The sequence below is a fragment of the Dolichospermum sp. DET69 genome (assembly GCA_017355425.1).
Taxonomy (GTDB): Bacteria; Cyanobacteriota; Cyanobacteriia; order Cyanobacteriales; family Nostocaceae; genus Dolichospermum.
Genome location: CP070233.1, coordinates 5,083,949 through 5,104,059, shown reverse-complemented (window position 1 = coordinate 5,104,059; position 20,111 = coordinate 5,083,949). Strand labels below are relative to the sequence as shown.

19 protein-coding genes and 3 pseudogenes are annotated in these 20,111 nt (G+C 34.8%); 7 read left to right on the top strand and 15 right to left on the bottom strand.

What is annotated here, in order from left to right:
* The first annotated feature begins 21 nt into the window (after positions 1-21).
* The gene (locus EZY12_23495) at positions 22-405 is read left to right on the top strand and encodes a hypothetical protein (GenBank protein ID QSX67603.1); all 384 of its coding nucleotides are present in this window, start codon (positions 22-24) and stop codon (positions 403-405) included.
* 2 nt (positions 406-407) lie between these two features.
* Here the strand turns inward: EZY12_23495 and EZY12_23490 are convergent, their stop codons facing one another.
* Positions 408-3,446: an Eco57I restriction-modification methylase domain-containing protein gene (locus EZY12_23490; protein QSX67602.1), complete on the bottom strand. Its 3,039-nt coding sequence runs from the start codon at positions 3,444-3,446 to the stop codon at positions 408-410.
* Between the two features lie 29 nt (positions 3,447-3,475).
* The gene (locus tag EZY12_23485; GenBank protein ID QSX67601.1) at positions 3,476-4,717 is read right to left on the bottom strand and encodes a lipid-A-disaccharide synthase; all 1,242 of its coding nucleotides are present in this window, start codon (positions 4,715-4,717) and stop codon (positions 3,476-3,478) included.
* Positions 4,718-5,750: 1,033 nt separating this feature from the next.
* On the opposite strand from EZY12_23485, the gene EZY12_23480 reads away from it, so the two are divergent.
* Entirely contained in the window at positions 5,751-5,999 is a 249-nt protein-coding gene (locus EZY12_23480) for a hypothetical protein (GenBank protein QSX67600.1), read from the top strand.
* A complete protein-coding gene (locus EZY12_23475) occupies positions 5,974-6,240 on the top strand; it encodes a Txe/YoeB family addiction module toxin (GenBank protein ID QSX67599.1) in 267 nt (88 codons plus the stop codon). The genes EZY12_23480 and EZY12_23475 overlap by 26 nt, the downstream gene beginning before the upstream one ends.
* A gap of 387 nt (positions 6,241-6,627) precedes the next feature.
* Here EZY12_23475 and EZY12_23470 read toward each other — a convergent pair whose 3' ends face one another.
* The 3 genes from EZY12_23470 to EZY12_23460 all read right to left on the bottom strand — a co-directional run bounded on the left by EZY12_23470 (position 6,628) and on the right by EZY12_23460 (position 9,528).
* Complete coding sequence (locus EZY12_23470) at positions 6,628-7,785, bottom strand: DUF1768 domain-containing protein (GenBank protein QSX67598.1); 1,158 nt, start codon at positions 7,783-7,785, stop codon at positions 6,628-6,630.
* A 21-nt stretch (positions 7,786-7,806) separates the two neighbouring features.
* Positions 7,807-8,865: a hypothetical protein gene (locus EZY12_23465; GenBank protein ID QSX67597.1), complete on the bottom strand. Its 1,059-nt coding sequence runs from the start codon at positions 8,863-8,865 to the stop codon at positions 7,807-7,809.
* Between the two features lie 87 nt (positions 8,866-8,952).
* Positions 8,953-9,528, bottom strand: a complete 576-nt coding sequence (locus EZY12_23460) for a Uma2 family endonuclease (GenBank protein QSX67596.1) — start codon at positions 9,526-9,528, stop codon at positions 8,953-8,955.
* 412 nt (positions 9,529-9,940) lie between these two features.
* Here EZY12_23460 and EZY12_23455 point away from each other — a divergent pair, with 412 nt between their 5' ends.
* The gene (locus tag EZY12_23455) at positions 9,941-13,927 is read left to right on the top strand and encodes a magnesium chelatase subunit H (GenBank protein ID QSX67595.1); all 3,987 of its coding nucleotides are present in this window, start codon (positions 9,941-9,943) and stop codon (positions 13,925-13,927) included.
* A 337-nt stretch (positions 13,928-14,264) separates the two neighbouring features.
* Complete coding sequence (locus EZY12_23450) at positions 14,265-14,981, top strand: hypothetical protein (GenBank protein QSX67594.1); 717 nt, start codon at positions 14,265-14,267, stop codon at positions 14,979-14,981.
* Positions 14,982-15,222: 241 nt separating this feature from the next.
* On the opposite strand, the gene EZY12_23445 is transcribed toward EZY12_23450, so the two are convergent.
* A complete protein-coding gene (locus EZY12_23445; protein ID QSX67593.1) occupies positions 15,223-15,942 on the bottom strand; it encodes a hypothetical protein in 720 nt (239 codons plus the stop codon).
* A gap of 195 nt (positions 15,943-16,137) precedes the next feature.
* On the opposite strand from EZY12_23445, the gene EZY12_23440 reads away from it, so the two are divergent.
* Together EZY12_23440 and EZY12_23435 are read left to right on the top strand one after the other, a co-directional pair.
* A complete protein-coding gene (locus EZY12_23440; protein QSX67592.1) occupies positions 16,138-16,386 on the top strand; it encodes a type II toxin-antitoxin system HicA family toxin in 249 nt (82 codons plus the stop codon).
* 1 nt (position 16,387) lies between these two features.
* Positions 16,388-16,600: a type II toxin-antitoxin system HicB family antitoxin gene (locus tag EZY12_23435; GenBank protein QSX67591.1), complete on the top strand. Its 213-nt coding sequence runs from the start codon at positions 16,388-16,390 to the stop codon at positions 16,598-16,600.
* Positions 16,601-16,698: 98 nt separating this feature from the next.
* On the opposite strand, the gene EZY12_23430 is transcribed toward EZY12_23435, so the two are convergent.
* The 9 genes and pseudogenes from EZY12_23430 to EZY12_23390 all read right to left on the bottom strand — a co-directional run bounded on the left by EZY12_23430 (position 16,699) and on the right by EZY12_23390 (position 20,004).
* Positions 16,699-17,142, bottom strand: a complete 444-nt coding sequence (locus tag EZY12_23430) for a PIN domain-containing protein (GenBank protein ID QSX67590.1) — start codon at positions 17,140-17,142, stop codon at positions 16,699-16,701.
* A complete protein-coding gene (locus EZY12_23425; protein ID QSX67589.1) occupies positions 17,130-17,351 on the bottom strand; it encodes a hypothetical protein in 222 nt (73 codons plus the stop codon). Before EZY12_23425 ends, EZY12_23430 begins: the two co-directional genes overlap by 13 nt.
* A 124-nt stretch (positions 17,352-17,475) precedes the next feature.
* The gene (locus EZY12_23420) at positions 17,476-17,802 is read right to left on the bottom strand and encodes a type II toxin-antitoxin system RelE/ParE family toxin (GenBank protein QSX70806.1); all 327 of its coding nucleotides are present in this window, start codon (positions 17,800-17,802) and stop codon (positions 17,476-17,478) included.
* Between the two features lie 5 nt (positions 17,803-17,807).
* Positions 17,808-18,050 carry a type II toxin-antitoxin system ParD family antitoxin gene (locus tag EZY12_23415; GenBank protein ID QSX67588.1) on the bottom strand — a complete coding sequence of 81 codons (243 nt, stop codon included), beginning with the start codon at positions 18,048-18,050 and terminating at the stop codon, positions 17,808-17,810.
* A gap of 205 nt (positions 18,051-18,255) precedes the next feature.
* Positions 18,256-18,597, bottom strand: a pseudogene (locus EZY12_23410) (twitching motility protein PilT).
* Between the two features lie 308 nt (positions 18,598-18,905).
* A pseudogene (locus tag EZY12_23405) lies at positions 18,906-18,998 on the bottom strand (twitching motility protein PilT).
* Between the two features lie 6 nt (positions 18,999-19,004).
* Positions 19,005-19,238 (bottom strand): hypothetical protein, encoded by a 234-nt coding sequence (locus tag EZY12_23400; GenBank protein QSX67587.1) that lies wholly within the window; start codon positions 19,236-19,238, stop codon positions 19,005-19,007.
* A gap of 152 nt (positions 19,239-19,390) precedes the next feature.
* Positions 19,391-19,754, bottom strand: a pseudogene (locus EZY12_23395) (type II toxin-antitoxin system RelE/ParE family toxin).
* The gene (locus EZY12_23390; GenBank protein QSX70805.1) at positions 19,732-20,004 is read right to left on the bottom strand and encodes a type II toxin-antitoxin system Phd/YefM family antitoxin; all 273 of its coding nucleotides are present in this window, start codon (positions 20,002-20,004) and stop codon (positions 19,732-19,734) included. Before EZY12_23390 ends, EZY12_23395 begins: the two are co-directional and overlap by 23 nt.
* Between the last annotated feature and the right edge of the window lie 107 nt (positions 20,005-20,111).

Genomic DNA, 20,111 nt, shown 5'->3' with positions numbered 1-20,111 from the left:
ATTGGAGAGTTAAATTATGTCATGTTTGAGATATTGCCTTTTAGCTTTGAGTTAGATAAAGTTGCGATTGCAGGAGCTTGTTTATGGGCTTTAGCGTTATATGTGAGTTTTTCCCAATTTAGAGAATGGGTAACTACACAACTTAACCGTTGGTTCAATTTTGCTGAACGTTCCCTCTATACCAGTGAGTCAGAATTTGAAAAGACTCGTCCTGCTAGGGAATCTCAAAATTCCTTCTACGCTTCACTATTTAGCATTTTTCCGTTTTTGATATTTGGTGGTTTATCTAACTGGATTTTAGATATTAGTTTAGGTAATAGCTGGGGAATTAGTTTTGGTATTCTGGCTTGTATGGGCGCTGGTGTGTATGAATTAGGACGCAGACAGGGTGAAGAAGAAGAATAAATTCATATACCTTCTACAATAGCTATTTCCTCATTAGTTAATTCATAGAGTTCATAAACTAATTGATTTATTTGTCTATCAGTAGCTTGTATTTGTTGCTGAACCATTCTTTTGGCTGGGGGTGTATTTACCTCATGTAATTTTTCATGGAGAGAAAGCATTTGTTCAACAAGTTTAACTATTTGATTATGAATATTTTTTTCTTTGGTATTAGAAAAATCAATCAATCGAATTGGTAATTGTTCAATAAATTGAGTAAAATAACGGAAAAATCCTCCTCGCATTGTGGTACTAATGTTTTTGAGATAGAAATCTAATAGGTTACTATTGAGTAATCCTAAAATATATTTAATTGATTCTTTTACGTTACTCTTCAATGTAATTCCATAACCACTGGTAAAAGCATAATCTCCTTGATCGTCCCAAGCAAAAGAAGCTCGATTGGCAATATCAGGAACTAATATTTTAGGACTTTTCATGAGTTCAATATTTTTAGGATAAATATAAGCATACCAACTTGAACCAAGCATTTTTCCTTTTTCTCTATTTTCTAATACTTCTTTATTTTGCATTAGATAATTAAAAGTTAAAGGAAAGTGATTACGTAGTTTATCCTCATGAATAAGATTAACATTTCCGTTATTTACTTCATAAGGAATAATTAATAACTTCCCAGAATATAGAAGTTGATATGGTTTTATTTCTTTACCTTGTAAAAAAAGAGAAGTCAAATTAGATTCGATTGTGAGTCTTTTACCTAAAGCTTGAGAATATACTTGTAATAAATTATCTTCTTCAGAAATCCAATCTAAAACATATATTTCATTAGCACTTGTTCTAATACCTTGAGAAATATTATTTTTTAGCTGACTTAAATGAATAAATTTAGAAGTTTTAAATTTATCAAAAAATACAGAATTTCTAATTTTACCAAAGTCCCAATTTTTATCTGTAATAGATTCATTGATAATCAATGTTTCTTCCGTACTACCATCAGTAATCCATTGAAATAAATCCTTAACTTGAATAAAAGTTAATTCTGATTTTTTCGTCTTAGACAGGAAAAATAAACAAGTATAAGTTGAAACTTTGGGAAAGATTTGTTGATCTCCAAAATGAACTATTTTTTCGAGATATTTACCGTCAGTAATTAACTTTCTCACAGATTCTCCATATTGAGCATTAAAAAACTTATGAGGTAAAATAAAACCTAAATGCCCATCTTTTCTTAATAACTCCAATCCCTTTTCGACAAAGACAACATAAATATCATAATTTCCTTTACTAGCAGAAACATATTGTTGTTTATAAAAATCTACTTCTAAAGCAGCCCATTCTTTTAAAGCTTGAATCCGAATATAAGGAGGATTACCAATGATCACATCAAAACCACCACGTTTCATGATTGCAGAAAAGGCTGATTTCCAATCAAAAATATTAACTCGATAAGCTGTATCTTCGTCTAATAAATTCATTTGACTTTTATGATAAAATTCTCCATCTATTAAAGAATTACCACAAAGTATATTATTATCTAAATCAGGTAAAGCCCGTTCTTTAAATAGCTGTAATTGTCTAGTAATAGCTTCTCCAGATTCACCTTCTAACACCTTTAATAATAAAGATAACTTAGTGGTTTCTACCGCTTGTTGATCAATATCTACACCATAGATATGAGTTAATACAATCCGTTTTCTTTCGCTAGAAGTTAACCGCCAATTCTGATCAGAGATTTGATAAAATAGATTTTTATATTTCTTAGGCTTTTGCAGATATCGTTGTAAATACCAATCTAGTAGAAATTGATAAGCCACAATTAAAAAAGAACCGGAACCACAAGCAGGATCAAGAATTGTAATTTCTTGAACTTGTTCTGGAGTTTTACCTGATAAAATTTTACCAATGGTATGTTTAATAATATAATCAACAATATAACTGGGAGTATAATAAACACCTCCAGCTTTTCTCACTTCTGGTTTATCTTCAATAACTGCTTGACGACTTGCAGATATTTTAATAATTTTACCTAAAAACTGCTCATAAACTTGTCCTAAGATTTCCACAGGAATTACAGAAAATTCATAGGGACTTTCTGGAGGATAAAGTTTTCTAATAATTTCTTTTAAAATAGAATCATCAATGGTTAAATTTAGTGTGAAATCATCAGCTTGTTCTCTTCCTTTTTGATTCTGAAAATTAAATAACCCTGAATTATAACGATAATCAGCATTAACAAATAAACGTCCTAATTCTTGATAAATATTATGTAATTTTAATAAATTCCCTAACTGTTCATAAATTTCCATGCCTCTATCTTCACAAATGCGTAAAAAGACTATTCTATTAATTGTCATTTGTACCGCAAAATTTAATTCTCGTTGTTGAATTTGTAAATTACGCCAAGCTATATTAGTAGCTAAATTTTCTCGCCAAATTTCTATTTCTTGGAGAAATGCTTTGTCAACAGTAATTCCGGCTTTAACTTTAGTTTCTGCAAACCTTTCTAAACAACCATTTAATACACCTTCCTTAGAAAAAAGATTATAAATCTCTTCCCATTTATCCACATATTCTGTATAATTAAAATGTTTGATTCTAGCTTGAGATGCTGGATCATTTTTATTAGGCATAATTCGACAATCATAAACTGCAAATTCCTCAAAATCTGTTAAAATACTGACAGCTAATTTTGCAGACCATCCATAACGTCTAACTTGAAAAGCAGCACTAATACTTTTACCAACATTGACAGCAGGTTTTTTAGCTTCAACAAAGAATTTTCTGACTCCAGCAACACGAAAACTATAATCAGGTGCTTTAGCTTTATTTGCGTCACTAATTTTTAAAGAATCTTCATGAATAACATCTTGATAAATACCAATAATTTGTTTTTGATTTCTCACATCCCATCCTAATGCTTCAAAAAATGGATCAATAAATTGAATCCGGGTTTGCGTTTCATTCATTCCTCCAGAGCGATATAAGTCTATTTGTTGATGGAAACTTTCAACTAATTGAATAATTTGATCGGGTGCTTTCATATTTTTTTAAATCCTCATTTTTCATGAATCTAGTATAACTCTTCTCTCACCAAAATTGCCAACTTTTTCGCAGCACCACTTTCACCCCGAACACTGCGTAATTTATCTCCCATGGCATCTAATTTGCCTGGATTTTCTAACAAATCTAAAACCATTTCTCCTACTGCTTCTGGTTGTAAATTTCCTACTAATTCTGGTACAATTTCTTCCTGCGCCCAAATATTTGGCCAAGCGAATAAACCCTTGTTTTTTGCCATCCACCAATTAATTAGTTTAGCAAAACTAGAACCTACTCCCGGTAAATTTGCTAATATTCCTGGTAAACCATCCCAAGAACGCATAGCATCTAATTGTTGTAGGGGTAATAAGACAATCATGGGTACAGCTAACGCCCCTAATTCGGCGGTATTTGCACCAACTGTAGTTAAACAAAGAGAACATTGGGATAATAAATGATAAGCAGGATTTTCTTGGATTAATTCCACTTTTAAACCTGTGGAAGTTATTAAATAATTATCCTTTAAAGATGCACCTTGAAAATTAAAAGCTTTTGTAAATGGGTTATTTTCAGGATTAGCAAAACTGGCTAAAGTCGGTAAATCTAACGTTGGTGCAACAGGAATAAAAAACTTTGTTTGGGGTAATTTACTGTGAACATATTCAGCAATAGCTAAAGTTAAAGGTACACCTTGAGTTAATTTTGCTGTTTTTGAACCTGGTAATATGCCAATAATGTTAATTTTAGATTTTGAATTTTCACTTGCAGATGTTATTTCATCCTCTGCGGCTTCTAACATTAAATCACCAACAACAGCAAATTTACCAGCATATTTAGCAGAGACATTTTTTGCAACTTGAGCTTTCATAATGGCAAATTTATCTATAAAATTATGCCAACGTGCTTCCCATTCCGCATAAACTACAGTTTTATATTTTAACTTCTTACCAATAATCACCGAAAAAACTTGATCACCACCTAAAAATACGACTACACCTTTATTTCTCCATTCCCAATTTTCTGCGGTTTTTCCCCATATTAAAAATTGCCAAAAATGCTCAGGTGCTTGCACTCTATCAACCTCTAGATAACCCAACGCTATCGCAGCTTCTTTACCACTAGCATGGGGACAAGGTGATAATATTACAGAAATTCTCACTTGTGAACGATCATTTCCTAATTCTGCTCTCAATGCTTTAACAACAGGACGCACCCAGGTTGTAACTTCCCCTGGTCCATTGGAAAGAATAAGAATATCTACTGGTGAAGTCATTTAATTATTACCTAATAAGTTATCAAATACGATTATACTGATATAATGAACGAAGGCAATAAAACAGAATATAGAAGTTAAAATCTGAATTAGACCCAGTGACAGGGTATCTAAAGTTTTGTATCATAGTTAATAAAATTCATAACAAAATTAAATAACAATGTATCATAGTAGTTAGTAGTGTAAATGTGCAATACTTTCCTTGCTGTCTTCAAAGGATATCAGGTAAGCTACGCCCTGATTTACTAATAGCAGAATGTATAAGTATTGACAAGTAAACCTAGTTGGGTAAAACTGATGTCTAAGGAAAAAAAAGGTAACAAAGAAACTAAAAAGCCTAAGAAAGATGCCAAGGACAAAAAAGAGAAAAAAGACCCAAACAGATATGATGGTTTAGGCAAGTAAGAAAAGACAACTTCATGAGAATTTCTTGTAGGGTATGAAAAGGGTTCTAGGCTTTTAGCTTTTAACAGATTAATGGAATTATCCTTGTAGATATATGGATAATTCCATTTGATTTTTCAGGTAAAGAGCAAATTTTTTTGACCATTGTTTTATAATAATAACCAATTTTCTAAATTAACGTCTTCAACTCTTAACAAGTCAGAATCATTAGAAAATAGAATTAAATCCCGGACAATTGCTGTAGCTGCTATTAAAATATCAGCATCTTGAATAGGTGTACCTTTGGCTTTTAATCTTGCATGAATTTAACAAGATTTTTCAATAATTTCTAAATCATCTAAAAATAATATTTGATATTTTTGAAAAAAGATATGAAATTCAGCCAATTGTTTTACAGCATTGATGGTTATTTGTACTTAATTAAACAAAAAGCAACTATTTGTAAAATAAGCTATAATATCCAAACACTACTATAGCGGTTTTTATTTGAGTGAGATACAGCCAGTAAATCGCAAAGCCTTTAGGCGATCAGGGACTGCGCCTTCAATAGCATTGCATCCTAGCTATAACCGCTATAATACTATTATAGATGTTATTATGAGAATAAACAAGGAAATCAATATAAACCATGATTACTAAAATTAAACAAAAAGCAACTGTTGGTAAAAATGGCAAGATTGAATTACCTACAACTGAGTTACCAGAGGGAACAATTGTAGAGGTAATTGTGTTAGTTGACCAAGTGATTGAAGATGAAACTACATATCTTTTAAAATCAAAATCTAATAAAGAACATTTACTAAAAGCTATAGAAAATGTTGAAAAAGGAAATTTAATTTATGTTGATTTAGATGAATATGAAAAAAGTAGCATTTGAACCAGAAGCCTTTGAAGAATTAGGACAATGGGGAACAGAAAATAAAAAAGTCTTTAAAAAAATCTTGTCACTTATTAAAGATATCCAAAGAGAACCATTTTCAGGTATAGGAAAACCAGAACCATTAAAATATGAATTACAAGGTTACTGGTCTAGGAGAATTACTGATGAACATAGGTTGGTTTATAAAGCTGAAGAAGATTTATTAATTATCATTTCATGTAAATATCATTATGATTGATTTAAATGCGATCGCCTATTTTTCTTGATTCAGAGGTGAACGCAGATTAACACGGATTTTTTGTCAGAATCAGGATGTCCAGGATTTGAGGATGTACAGGATGTAATTGCTCATTTGTTTGTTGGTGGTTAATGTTGTAATTGTCTGATAGCATAGCGTGGCGTTAGCCATATCAGAATAAATGAAATAATCCCCAAATTTTCACCAACAATTATTAAATAACATCCTGTAAATCCTTTAATCCTGGTTATCCTGATTCTGACAAAAAATCATAATCGCACCCCAACATCCCCAAACAGCGATTCCTGCGGAGCGCTTCGCTATCGCACACAACCACCTCAATTTTAAACGATCGCTATTCCAATTTATCCCTAAATGGCGATCACATTAGATTAAAGAAAGTTGTGTAATTTCTTCATTGACATTTAATTTGCTTTTCGTTACAGACTGAGATAATGTTTTTTGAGTGGTTCTAGGTTTGTTTGCTCTAGGTTTGTGACAAACATATTTATACTCAGAAGTAGAATACCAAATATATCTCACTGGTTTTTCTAATTTTATAACTTTACCTGATTCTACCGCTAGTTTTAGCCAATCTTGCAACTGTTTCTTATGAACTGTTTTAAAATTAGAATGCTCTAAAATATTTTCAACAGCTAAGGGAGTTTGTAATATTTTCTCTAATTTAGGTAATACCCAATTTTCAAAAATATTATCTTCTTTCTCTTTATCTTCTTTATCCAAATTTTGATTTATTTCTGTGTTGATAGTTAAAGTATTTTCATTAATTTCTTCTTGAAGAATATTGAATTGTTCTTGTTGATGTTCTACTATATCTCCATTAATTTCATGTTCATGGGAAATCATAATGTCTTCTTGTGGATATTCAATATTTTGATCGTCAATACATGGCAAATCTGGAGTGATTAATTCAGATTCTTGCACATTAAATGAATTGACTACATTTTTATTTACTAAAATATTTTCAATAGGTTGATTAAAAAGATAAAAATTAGGGATATTTGGAATTTTGACAAGTTCTAAAAAATTAGCACCTTGTTTTAAATGTTCTCTTAATTCCATTAAAAGACGACCTAAAACATTTGCACCAACTAATTGATTATTTTCAGTTGGTATTGCACCCCAAAAATCATCTTTACTGGAATCTTCTACTATAGGTTTATCACCCGTTTGTAATAATAATTGTCCAAATTTTTCCCAATTTTGTACCAACTTAACTCGTAAACACCAGCGCATTATATTAACTCTTACCTTATCCCAATCTTGTCGAGATTGATCTCGATAAGGTTTACTTTTCATCTTAGCTGTCATGGGACTATTTTGAGCAATAATTAATTGTTGCACTTTGGGAAGATGTGGAAAACGGCAAGCCTGATATAATGCTTCTGATGTGAGTATATTGACACCATTAACTTTTAAGTTATAACCTCCAGCCATATTTGATAATCCACCAAATGCTTCTTTGGTTTTACGAAAGGTTATACATTCATTTCTGTTGTATATTCTTATTTGGGAAGATTTCATGATTTTACCTCTAAAAATCAGTTAATACGGTATGACATAATTTGTTGATTCATTTACTTTTCGAGGGAATAAAGGATACCATTTACTAAAAGGATGATTAGGAGAATAAGTTGTGTCACCCCACCAAAGAACCAACGGACAGTTATTAGCAATATTTCTGTAGGTAATAAATACTGAACCAAAACCAAGAGATTCTAAATACTCATAACCCATAGGTCGCATAGAAGGTTTACGGTTTTCTGGTAAAGACGCTATGTAAGCTCCTTTTCTTAAAAAAGCTGATTCTACAATATTCCTAGCTTCAGGAGTAGAGAATAATGTCTCTGTGTTAGGTACTCTATCAGGACGAAATAATCTTGGATTAACAGATTTTTTTGCAGAGTTTTCATTAACTATCTTAACAAAATTATTTACTAACTCATCATCAAAAATTTCTTTTGACCACAAGCATTCATATATTTCCTGATTTCTGGATATATTATTATCAAATTTTAAAAAAGATCCAGTCTTGACAGATACCGATCTTCGTTGCGCTAGTGGTATTAATTTCCGATCAATATAATAATTTACACCAGAAATATGACGACCTAAAAAAATCAAATAAATAGTTGTATTAGGAATAGCTTGATTAAACCATCTTTCAATATCATAGTAAACTGTACTTCCAGAAAATAGACAATCATCTAAATATATATAACCAAGAGGTTGTGAAGATGGTTGATTAATGGTAATTCCATATTCACGCATCGTAATTTCATTAGCTAATTTCAGTAAATCTTTTTGACTACTTCCTTTGCGCTGAATATCTAGGAACTGGAAGTAGGGAATTACCCCTGAAGGAGTTTTACCAAAAATTATCTCAGATGTTAAAATCTCAGTTAGAAAAGATTCAGCTTTAGATTTAGATATATAATATTTACTCAGCAGATAATTCATTTCCGCCAGAATAATTAATTGTTCATGATTATCAAACTGAGATACCCACCTATCAACGTGATCAGTGGTCATAGGAGGAATTTCACTGAAGCGATAATCGCTAATAGTGATGGCTATTGATTCTAGTAAATTTTGGCGATTCATTTGAGATATTCTTGTTAAACGATTAAAAAATTGACGATGAGGTATGTGTACTCATTCCTAAATAATACAATAAATTATTACTCTCTATTACCAAACCATCCCCAAATTCAAAACAAAACCCTTTAAAACATCTTCCCCCGAAACCGTAGCAGGAGATTCCAAAACCTCAACCTCCTTACCTTGTCTATAAATCTCCACTTGACGAGATTTCCGATTAATTAATATCCCCAAACGCACACCATTATCTATATATTCCTTCATCTTTTCCTGTGTAGTCTTCAAACTATCACTAGGAGAAAGTAACTCAATTACAAAATCAGGAAAAATAGGAGGAAACTTTTGTTTTTCCTCATCAGTTAAAGCATCCCATCTTTCTAATTTAATCCAAGAAGCATCAGGAGAACGATCTGCACCATTTGGTAACTTAAAACAAGTAGAAGAATCAAAAACTATACCCTTCTTATTTTGCTCATTCCAAATCCAAACTTGAGCGGTAATACCCGCATTACGATTTCCCGTTTCTCCTCCCGTTGGTGGCATAATTATTAACTCTCCATTTGCAGTACGTTCAAATCTTAAATCACAGTTTGCTTGACATAGTTTAAAAAACTGGTCATCAGTCATTTTTATTACTGAATCTAAATTGACAGTTAAAGCATTCATTGTCATATCCTCATTGAATGTTCAGGGAGAAAATTTAACTATCTCATATCCTATTCTATATTATTAGTTACCAATTAATAGCTTTATTTTGTCATAATTTTGGAGCTTTTAGTGTCAAATAAAACCATAAAATGTTAAATTTGCTGAACAATTCCGTTAGTTTATAACTAAGTAATTATTTAGCTATGTAAACAAAATTTAAAAACAAGTGAGAAAACCTGCATTCTTTGTTAAGATTAATTAATAAATATGTTGTTTTCTATATCATTTTGTTTCAGATATAGGACAAAACCCCCACAAAATCAGAGTTTTCTGTTAAAAAACTCTTATTGCCGAAATTAATTGAAGTTACAAACGGAAATATTAACCGTGATGAACTTCAAACAAACACGCTTTAAAGGAACTTATTTGAATGTTTACCCAAGTCAAGTCCACTATTAGACATATTACACCTGATGATTTACGGGGACGTAAGTTAATCAAGGTTGTCTATGTCGTGCTTGAGTCCCAATACCAGAGTTCATTGTCTCAAGCGGTAAGGACAATTAACGCTAATCATCCCAGCGTAGCGATTGAAATCAGTGGTTACATGATTGAAGAACTCCGTAACCCGGAAAACTACGAAGAGTTAAAACGCGATATAGCGAGTGCGAATATATTCATTGCTTCTCTGATTTTTATTGAAGACTTAGCACAGAAAGTAGTTGCAGCCGTTGAACCGCACCGGGATAACCTAGATGTTTCCGTTGTCTTCCCCTCTATGCCAGAGGTAATGCGCCTTAATAAAATGGGTACTTTCTCATTAGCGCAATTAGGACAATCCAAGAGCGTAATTGCTCAGTTCATGAAGAAGCGTAAAGAGAAATCTGGCGCTGGCTTCCAAGACGGAATGTTGAAGCTGTTGCGGACACTTCCCCAAGTGCTGAAATTCCTACCCATGGAAAAAGCACAAGACGCGAGAAACTTCATGCTAAGTTTTCAGTATTGGCTAGGTGGTTCAGCCGAAAACCTGGAAAACTTCATCCTCATGCTGGCTGATAAATACGTCTTGAAAGGCGAAGATAAACAAAAATTAGCTGCTGCTGAATATCAAGCACCAGTTGTTTATCCTGACATGGGTATTTGGCATCCCTTAGCGCCAAATATGTTTGAGGATGTGCGAGAATATCTGAATTGGTATGCTACCCGCAGAGATATTTCCAGAAATATTAAAGATCCCCTAGCACCATGTATAGGATTGGTTTTACAACGCACACACCTAGTGACTGGCGATGATGCCCATTATGTAGCAATTGTCCAGGAATTAGAATCATTAGGGGCAAAAGTTCTCCCTGTGTTTGCTGGTGGTTTAGATTTCTCCAAACCAATAGAAGCTTACTTCTATGAACCAGTAACCAAATTACAATTAGTAGATGCAGTAGTATCCTTAACTGGTTTCGCTTTAGTGGGTGGACCTGCTAGACAGGATCATCCTAAAGCTATTGAAGCATTAAAACGCCTCAACCGTCCCTACATGGTGGCGTTGCCTTTGGTCTTCCAAACCACCGAAGAATGGCTAGATAGTGATTTAGGCTTACATCCCATTCAAGTGGCTTTACAGATTGCTATCCCCGAACTTGACGGCGCAATTGAGCCGATTATCTTATCAGGTAAAGATGGGGCAACTGGCAAAGCGATCGCATTACAAGATAGAGTCGAAATTGTTGCTCAACGGGTATTAAAATGGGCAAATCTTCGCCGTAAGCCCAAATTAATCAAAAAAGTCGCCATCACCGTTTTCAGCTTCCCTCCCGATAAAGGTAACGTCGGTACAGCCGCATATTTAGATGTATTCGGTTCTATCCACGAAGTCTTGAAAGGACTGAGAAACAACGGTTACGACGTACAAGACATTCCCGAAACTCCTCAAGAGTTACTAGAACAAGTCATCCACGACGCGCAAGCACAATACAACAGTCCCGAACTCAACATTGCTTACAAAATGTCTGTGCCAGAATATGAAGCACTGACACCCTACTCCCACCGCTTAGAAGAAAACTGGGGACCACCTCCCGGAAACCTCAACAGCGACGGTCAAAATCTGTTAATCTACGGAAAACAGTTTGGTAACGTTTTCATCGGTGTCCAACCCACATTTGGTTATGAAGGCGACCCCATGCGGTTGTTATTCTCCCGGTCTGCTAGTCCTCACCACGGTTTTGCCGCTTACTACACCTATTTAGAACGGATTTGGGGCGCTGATGCTGTATTACACTTTGGTACCCATGGCTCATTGGAATTCATGCCTGGTAAGCAAATGGGGATGTCTGGTGATTGTTACCCAGATCAACTAATTGGCTCAATTCCTAACCTGTATTATTACGCAGCCAATAACCCCAGTGAAGCCACAATTGCCAAACGTCGCAGTTATGCAGAAACAATTTCTTACCTGACACCACCTGCGGAAAATGCTGGTTTATACAAAGGTTTGAAAGAACTCAGTGAGTTAATTGCTTCTTACCAAACTTTGAAAGATACTGGACGCGGTGTTTCCATTGTCAATTCCATCATGGATAAATGCCGAATTGTCAATCTGGATAAGGATATTCACTTACCAGAAACCGATTCTAAGGATATGTCCTCCGAAGAACGGGATAATATCGTTGGTAGCGTTTATCGTCGGTTGATGGAAATTGAATCACGCTTGTTACCTTGTGGACTGCACGTGATTGGTAAGCCTCCTAGTGCCGAAGAAGCGATCGCAACTTTAGTCAATATTGCTAGTTTAGATCGCCAAGAGGAAGAACTTCTCGGTTTACCCGGAATTATTGCCAGAAGTCTGGGACGCACCATTGAAGATATCTACAAGAACAACGACGCGGGAATTTTGGAAGATGTGCAATTACTCCAAGATATCACCCTCGCTACCCGTGCGGCTGTCACAGCTTTAGTCCAAGAACAAATTGACGCTGAAGGTAGAGTTGTTCAAGTTTCCAAGTTGAACTTCTTCAACATGGGCAGAAAAGAACCTTGGGTAGAATCTCTTCATCAATCAGGTTATTCCAAAGTTGACACCTCTGCGTTAAAACCATTATTCGAGTATTTGGAATTCTGCTTAAAACAAGTTTGTGCAGATAACGAACTCGGTGGACTTCTCCAAGGTTTAGCCGGTGAATATATTCTTCCTGGTCCCGGTGGTGATCCTATCCGTAATCCTGACGTATTACCCACAGGTAAAAATATCCACGCTTTAGATCCCCAATCTATCCCCACTTCTGCCGCAGTCCAATCTGCGAAAATCGTCGTTGATAGGTTGTTGGAACGCAACAAGTCAGAAAATGATGGAAAATGGCCAGAAACCATTGCCTGTGTCCTCTGGGGTACAGATAACATCAAAACCTACGGTGAATCCCTCGCCCAAATTATGTGGATGATTGGTGTGCGTCCAGTTGCCGATGCTTTGGGACGGGTTAACAAGCTGGAATTGATACCTTTAGAAGAGTTGGGAAGACCCAGAATTGATGTTGTCATTAACTGTTCTGGTGTATTCCGCGATTTGTTCATTAACCAAATGAACCTGCTTGACCAAGGTGTGAAAATGGCTGCTGAAGCTGATGAACCTTTGGAAATGAACTTTGTGCGGATGCACGCTTTGAAACAAGCAGAGGACATGGGCATAAATCTACGTCAAGCTGCAACTCGCGTTTTCTCTAATGCTTCTGGTTCTTATTCTTCTAACATTAACCTTGCGGTAGAAAATAGCACTTGGGATAGTGAAGCTGAATTGCAAGAAATGTATTTGAAACGCAAATCTTTCTCTTTCAATTCTGATAATCCTGGGGTAATGGATGAGTCACGGGCGATTTTTGAAACTACTTTGAAAACTGCTGATGCAACTTTCCAAAATCTCGATTCTTCGGAAATCAGTTTAACAGATGTTTCCCATTATTTTGACTCTGATCCTACTAAGTTAGTGGCAAGTCTGCGTGCTGATGGTAAAAAACCATCTTCTTATATTGCAGATACAACTACTGCGAATGCACAGGTCAGAACTTTATCGGAAACTGTGCGTTTGGATGCGCGGACGAAGTTGTTAAATCCCAAATGGTATGAGGGGATGTTGTCTCACGGTTATGAAGGTGTGCGGGAACTCTCGAAGCGGTTGGTAAATACTACTGGTTGGAGTGCGACTGCTGGCGCTGTGGATAACTGGATTTATGAGGACACGAATGAGACTTTCATCAAAGATGAGGAAATGCAAAAGCGTTTGATGAATCTTAATCCTCATTCTTTCCGCAAGATTGTTTCTACTTTGTTGGAAATGAATGGACGCGGTTATTGGGAGACTAGCGAGGAGAATTTAGACAAGTTGAGAGAGTTGTATCAGGAGGTGGAAAACCGGATTGAGGGAATTGAGTAAGTGTGAATAAAAAAGGTGGGTAATTGTTGCCCACCTTTAAATATTGGAGATACTGATCTAAATTACGAATTAGCTTCCTACAAAGGTAAAAATGATAAGAGTGAAATTATTTTATGTTTAAAAATCAAGGCTTACGATAATAAATGCTTATAGATACAGCACTTTGCGCGTCTATCTGACACAGGTTATATCTTATTTTTCATTTGATGTGCTAAATTCTTGTACCTAACCGTTCCGCAAAGTGCTGTATTAAACTACTAAATGTACATATTATATGGTAGTGTTTCTTGTATATTTAGTTAAATCTACTAGACATTAGCAAACAAGGTAATAAATTATGAAGAATTTTAATGTATCAACAAGTAGTCTTTTAAAAGACTCATTATCTATTGTTAAAAAAATTTACTTTTCAATGTTACTTTTTTTTATACCACAATTTGTATTTTATTTTCTTACCCCTGAATATGACAAATTTTTTAAGAATTTCCCATCACCATCAATACCTCCAGAGTTACCACCCAGCAGTGAAATTATAATAATGCTCATTGTTTATTTTTGTGTTATCCCATTCACTGCTGGGTGTTCAATTTATTATGTGCATCAGAGTATTGTAAGTAAAGTTACTGTCCCTCAGTCTTTACAAGCATCTGGAGAAAAATTCATAAAATTAGCGTTGATAACAATTTTACTAATTGTTTTTTTAATACCTGCATTTCTTCTACTAGTTATCCCTGCTATCTATCTAAGTTTTCGATGGTCTTTTATTTATTATGCAGTAATGATTGAAAACAGTTCTGTACTTGGCGCTTTTCAGCTAAGTTGGAATTTAACCAAGGGGCGCTGGTGGGTGATAGTTAGGGCTTCTTTGTGGTGTATTGTATTATTTATACCAGAACTGATAATCTATAATTTCATACCTGCGGATGCAGAAATGTTGAATAGCTTAGTAAGTGCGTCCTACAGTTTGATTGTGAATCCAATTATTGCAACCTACTATGTATTTTTATTTTTCAGATTAAACTCTTTGTATAAAGACAACCAACAACAACAATAATTTGTAGCTTGTTTTCCTGGCGTTGCTGATTTGAGGTATGAAAATAATTTTTGATAATTTTATAAACCTTTTAGACACATTCCATGGGTAAGTATTCTCGTCTCTACCGCTAAATTCATACTTGATTTCAGCAACGCCTCTAATCTTATATATTTTTCTAATAGACATCTCCAGAAATGAGGTATTGACCCTGATTGTACAAGGCTTTCATCTTCTTTTTTGGAGATTTCTAATCTTATATCTATTTTTCTACAGACTGTACACAATCAACACAGCTACCAATAACAGCTTGAAATGGTACTTTAAATTCTCCACCATTGCTATCTCTGAATTGTATTAAACCTTTCCGCAATAAAAGTTTCCAGTATAAATATACTCTAATGCTGGTATATTCAGGTACTTCTATAATAACCTCATTGCTATGGGTTTGTTTACTATTTTCAGCAAAAGAGTATTTATCTTTAATTGCATAATCAACTTTTAATTTAAAGTTAGGTAAATGAATAAATTTAAATATTTCAAATGCTAACTCACCACCTATGGTTCTTGTTTTTTCATATTCAACTGTGTAAGTTTGAGACCATTCTAGTGAACTTGTAATTTTTCTCGTAATTTTAGCACGGGTCGGATTAGCAATTAGGCTCTGGTCTGTACGTACATTTTCTATAAAATTATCAGCTTCAATTATTGTTGATATTGTTGAATCATTTACTGGTGTATTGTTGTCTGAATTTGGAATAATTATTGATGAAGACTGTAATTGAAAAAAAATATTCCACGTTTTTTCACATTTGTTACACTTGGCATATGAGGCAAGATCATTTTTTATGAGTAATTCTTTTGCATTAATTTTCTCTCCATTACCTGTAAAATATTTTGGGATACTAGGAGCGTATTTACACAGAGGACATACGCAGGACTTAGAAAAATTCTGGTGTTCTTGGGAAAACTGACTAGACATAGTTATTTTTTAAAAAATTAAACAATAATTCAAGTTTTATCTTATCAGTATTTTCAACTACCCACAAGGGTTGATTTAGGAATGTTGGGAGTGCGATAGCGAAGCGCTCCGTAGGAATCGCTGTTTGGGTTTTGGAGGGAGTGCGACCGCTAAAATCGGTTATTATAAACATTTGAGTTAACAAAATCATAACTTGTGAGTCAACAAGACAAGCTATTAGCTAAAATTCTATCAGGCGCATCTGACACAAATATATCCTTTGAGCAATTGTGTCAACTCTTAATCAGATTAGGATTTGATGAAAGAATTCGTGGTAGTCACCACATTTTTACAAAAGAAGGAGTTGAAGAAATCTTGAACCTTCAACCCAAACAAGGAAAAGCCAAAGCATATCAAGTTAAACAAGTCCGTGAAATGTTACTTAAATATCAGCTAGGAGGTTAAGATGACTCTGCGCTATGAAATTAATCTCTATTGGAGTGAAGAAGACCAATCATTTATCGCAGAAGTTCCAGATTTACCGGGATGTGCTGCTGATGGAGAAACTTATCAAGAAGCACTGCAAAATATAGAAATTATTATGCAGGAATGGATAGAAACTGCTCAAGAGTTAGGTCGAAAAATTCCTGAACCTACACAGCGGTTAATGTCTGCTTAATTGATGCTTTTGGGGATGTGCGATCGCTCATGGGGGATGTGAGGGATGCGATCGCTGTTTTGGGGATGTGGGAGTGCGATCGCTGTATTTCAAAGCACTTAACTCATCAACTGATTTAAAACCAACACTGTTAACCCTGGTAAAGAAGGTAAACGTATATCATTTGTCAAGAAAAAAGACGCACCACCATAAACAGCAGTAGCCATTTGAATAGCATCTGGTGTTCTTAAATTGTAATCTGCTCTTAATTTAGCTGCATTTTCAGCAATATCTGGTAAAACTTCAATAGTTGTTAAACCTTGAGAATTGAAAAGAATATCACGATATTGTTGAGCTAATATCGTATTTCCTGCACGTAAAGGATAAACTAAAACTTCTGATATAGTTAAAACCGACGTGACAACACTAAACTCACCTCTATACATGGCTGTAAAAAAAGCATCTGTAACTTCTAAATAAATAGGATTTTCTTCTATAAAATAAATTAGCGGTGCAGTATCTAAACCTATAATTTTACCTTGTAATTTGTTTAGCCATTCCATGAATCACGCTCCTGATTAACATATTTCTGAGCGTCAATATTTCCCCAAATTTCCTTACCTAAACCACGCAATTCTAAAATACTACGCTTTGGGTTTGATGTCATTTTCAATTGTTGACGAATTAAGATAGATAAATCCTCAACTAATTTAAGTTGTTCTTCTGGAGTCAGACTTTTAGCTTGTTGTAACAATTCTTGATAATTAGACATACATTTTTTGCTTGCTTATAGTTTTAAGCCTAATTTTACGCTGTTTGGGATGTGGGGATGCGATCGCTTTTGGGGGATGTTGGGGAGGAGTGCGATAGCGAAGCGCGACCTAGTAATCAAAAAATTAAACTTCCTCATCTAAGAATGGCAAGAGATCCTCTAAATCTCTCGCTCCATGCAAAACCCGTAGAACCTCCACTTTCTCTTGAACTTTATAAAAAATCAAATAGTCCTTAAAATTCTTAATCCGCCACTGACGAATTGTTCCCATATCCGACAAAGACGACACAACCTTACCCATATTGGGAGTTATCGCCAATTGAGTAAAAGCATACTCAACAAACTCCAAAAACTTCTCCCCTAATTCCCGATTACCATTCACCAAAATATAATTTGCTTGTTGTCTGATATCTTGAGTAGCACGATTGCGAACAATTACCTGGAAAGCCATACTCACTACTGCGCCTTACCAAAGATTGATCGGCGCAAATCCTGCCAATATTCAGGAGTTACAGGTTCTGCTTCTGATTCCAAACCTTCTTGCAACAAACTAGCTAATTTTGCTTGAGCATCCTTACGCCGTTGATCTTGCTGCAACAACATCAAAAAATAGTCCGCTACAGTATCATAATTGCCAGATTGAAGCTGAACCTCAAGATAAGACTCAAGTTCTTTTGGTATCGGAAAACTCACATTCATAAGTTTCTAATATGAATAAAATCTTATTAGTATCCTATCATTTTTTATTCTGGTGATGAATTTAGGCGATAGCGAACGCATTGCGTCCCGGAGGGAACTAGCGCTGCTGCTTTCAGCAGATCGCTGTTTTGGGGAGGTGGGAGAGCGATCGCTGTTTTAGAGATGTGGAGGTAGTGCTATCGCTAAAATAGACTTCATTTACAAACTACCAAACAATAGCAACTAAACCTGAAGCAGTTATATTTTGATTCCTAGGTCGCGCTTCGCTATCGCACGTCAATAACCGTACAATTTCACCTTTACTGGCTAAAACTAACGCAGTTGCCGCAATTTGTCTATCGTGCATTTCATTAATAGAATATAATCTCATAGTCATTTGAATAACATCTTGATCAAGGGGATAAATTACCACACGAGGATCAGCTTCTACTGCTAAAATTACATCTTTAGGGGCAGGAATAGATGTTCTACCTCTTTCTACAATCCAAACAGCCTCAGCTAGAGTAGTCGCAGGAATAACTAACTGTGAATTAGGATCACAAAGGATGGGATCATTCTAAAAAGTAGTAATACGGATTAGATGTGAACCAAACCACCCTAATCGTAGTCATTCGCGTCAGCGAATCGAGTCGAAGGGTAAACGTTATTTAAGTCATGACACCTTGGGATTCGCTAGTCCCATGCTCTGTCTGTACTGATTAAACATTCCGAAAGGAAAGTGTCTTTACGATAACAAGCTTAAATAACATGGTTGAAGCAAACTTTACTTAGAAATAAGGATTGGTCAAACCGACCACAAACGTCAATAGTAGGAAATGTTTTCCTACTATTGAATCCAAAATACTACATTATTTTGGGATTAGATAGAATGGCTTTAGCATTTGCACCTAACTTTAAATTACCTTCAAGAAACCAGATTAAAGCATGAGTATCTAGGACATATTTCATAATTTATTATGACCAGTCTAAACTGTCTTCACTATCCCCATGAAATTCAGCAATTTCAAAATCTGCTTCTATTGACTGGTTATTACCAGAAAACATACCAAACTTCATTATTTTATTTTTTGGGTGATTTTTTTCCCACTTTAAAAAAGTGACAATAACCAGACTTTCTGAAATATCAGATGGTAATTCTTTAAGTTCTACTTTACCATCTTTGTAAATTCCTTCTATTGCTTGCAACATATTTTTGACGATGAGTAATTTTGGCTGATGTTGTTACTTTAACTATACACTATAGATAAGCGATAGCGAAGCGCGACCTAGGAATCGCTGTTTGGGGATGTGGGAGTGCGATAGCGAAGCGCTCCGCAGGAATCGCTATTCAGTCTCAAATTTTATAAGTCATCTCCTAATAAATCCTGTATATTTTCCAATCTCTGCTGAGAACCATGACGAACACGATGAATATATACAACTCCTTCCTCTTCCCCAAGATTTTTAACCGTAAATAAAATTAAAAATTGTTTTTGATAAAGAAGTTGTCGAACATCAATTCCCATATACTTACTTTCTATAGCTAAAGAACAACGTTGTGGAAAATTTTCCAACGTCAGCATAATTTCATAACATCCCCGCACCCAACGAAAAGCTCTTTCTGTGCGAATCCTCTTTTATCCACAGGAAAATACTCTCAATATCAGCAATAGCACTAGGTGAAATCTCAATCCGGTATGCCTTATGTTTCCTTAAATTCTGCAAATGCTTGATTTAAAGGCATACCCTCACCTTGTTCAAACTCATTTATACTTTGACGTATCTTAGCAACAGATTCTAATAATTCCAGTCTATCAATAAGTTTTTGATAACTTTCAGCATCCTGAACCACAGCAGCAGCTTTACCATTCACAGTCAACACAATGGGAGATTGAGTTTCTTTTAACTTATCCAGAAACATCTTTGCTCCGCGCTGAAATTCTGATAAGGGGTGAATATCGCTTAGGCTAAACATCATAATTTCAATAAATTATTTGCTAATTTCATGTTAATTGTATGAAAATATTTTGTCAAGGGAAGATATCGCTGTTCGGGGATGTGGGGAATGCGATAGCGAAGCGC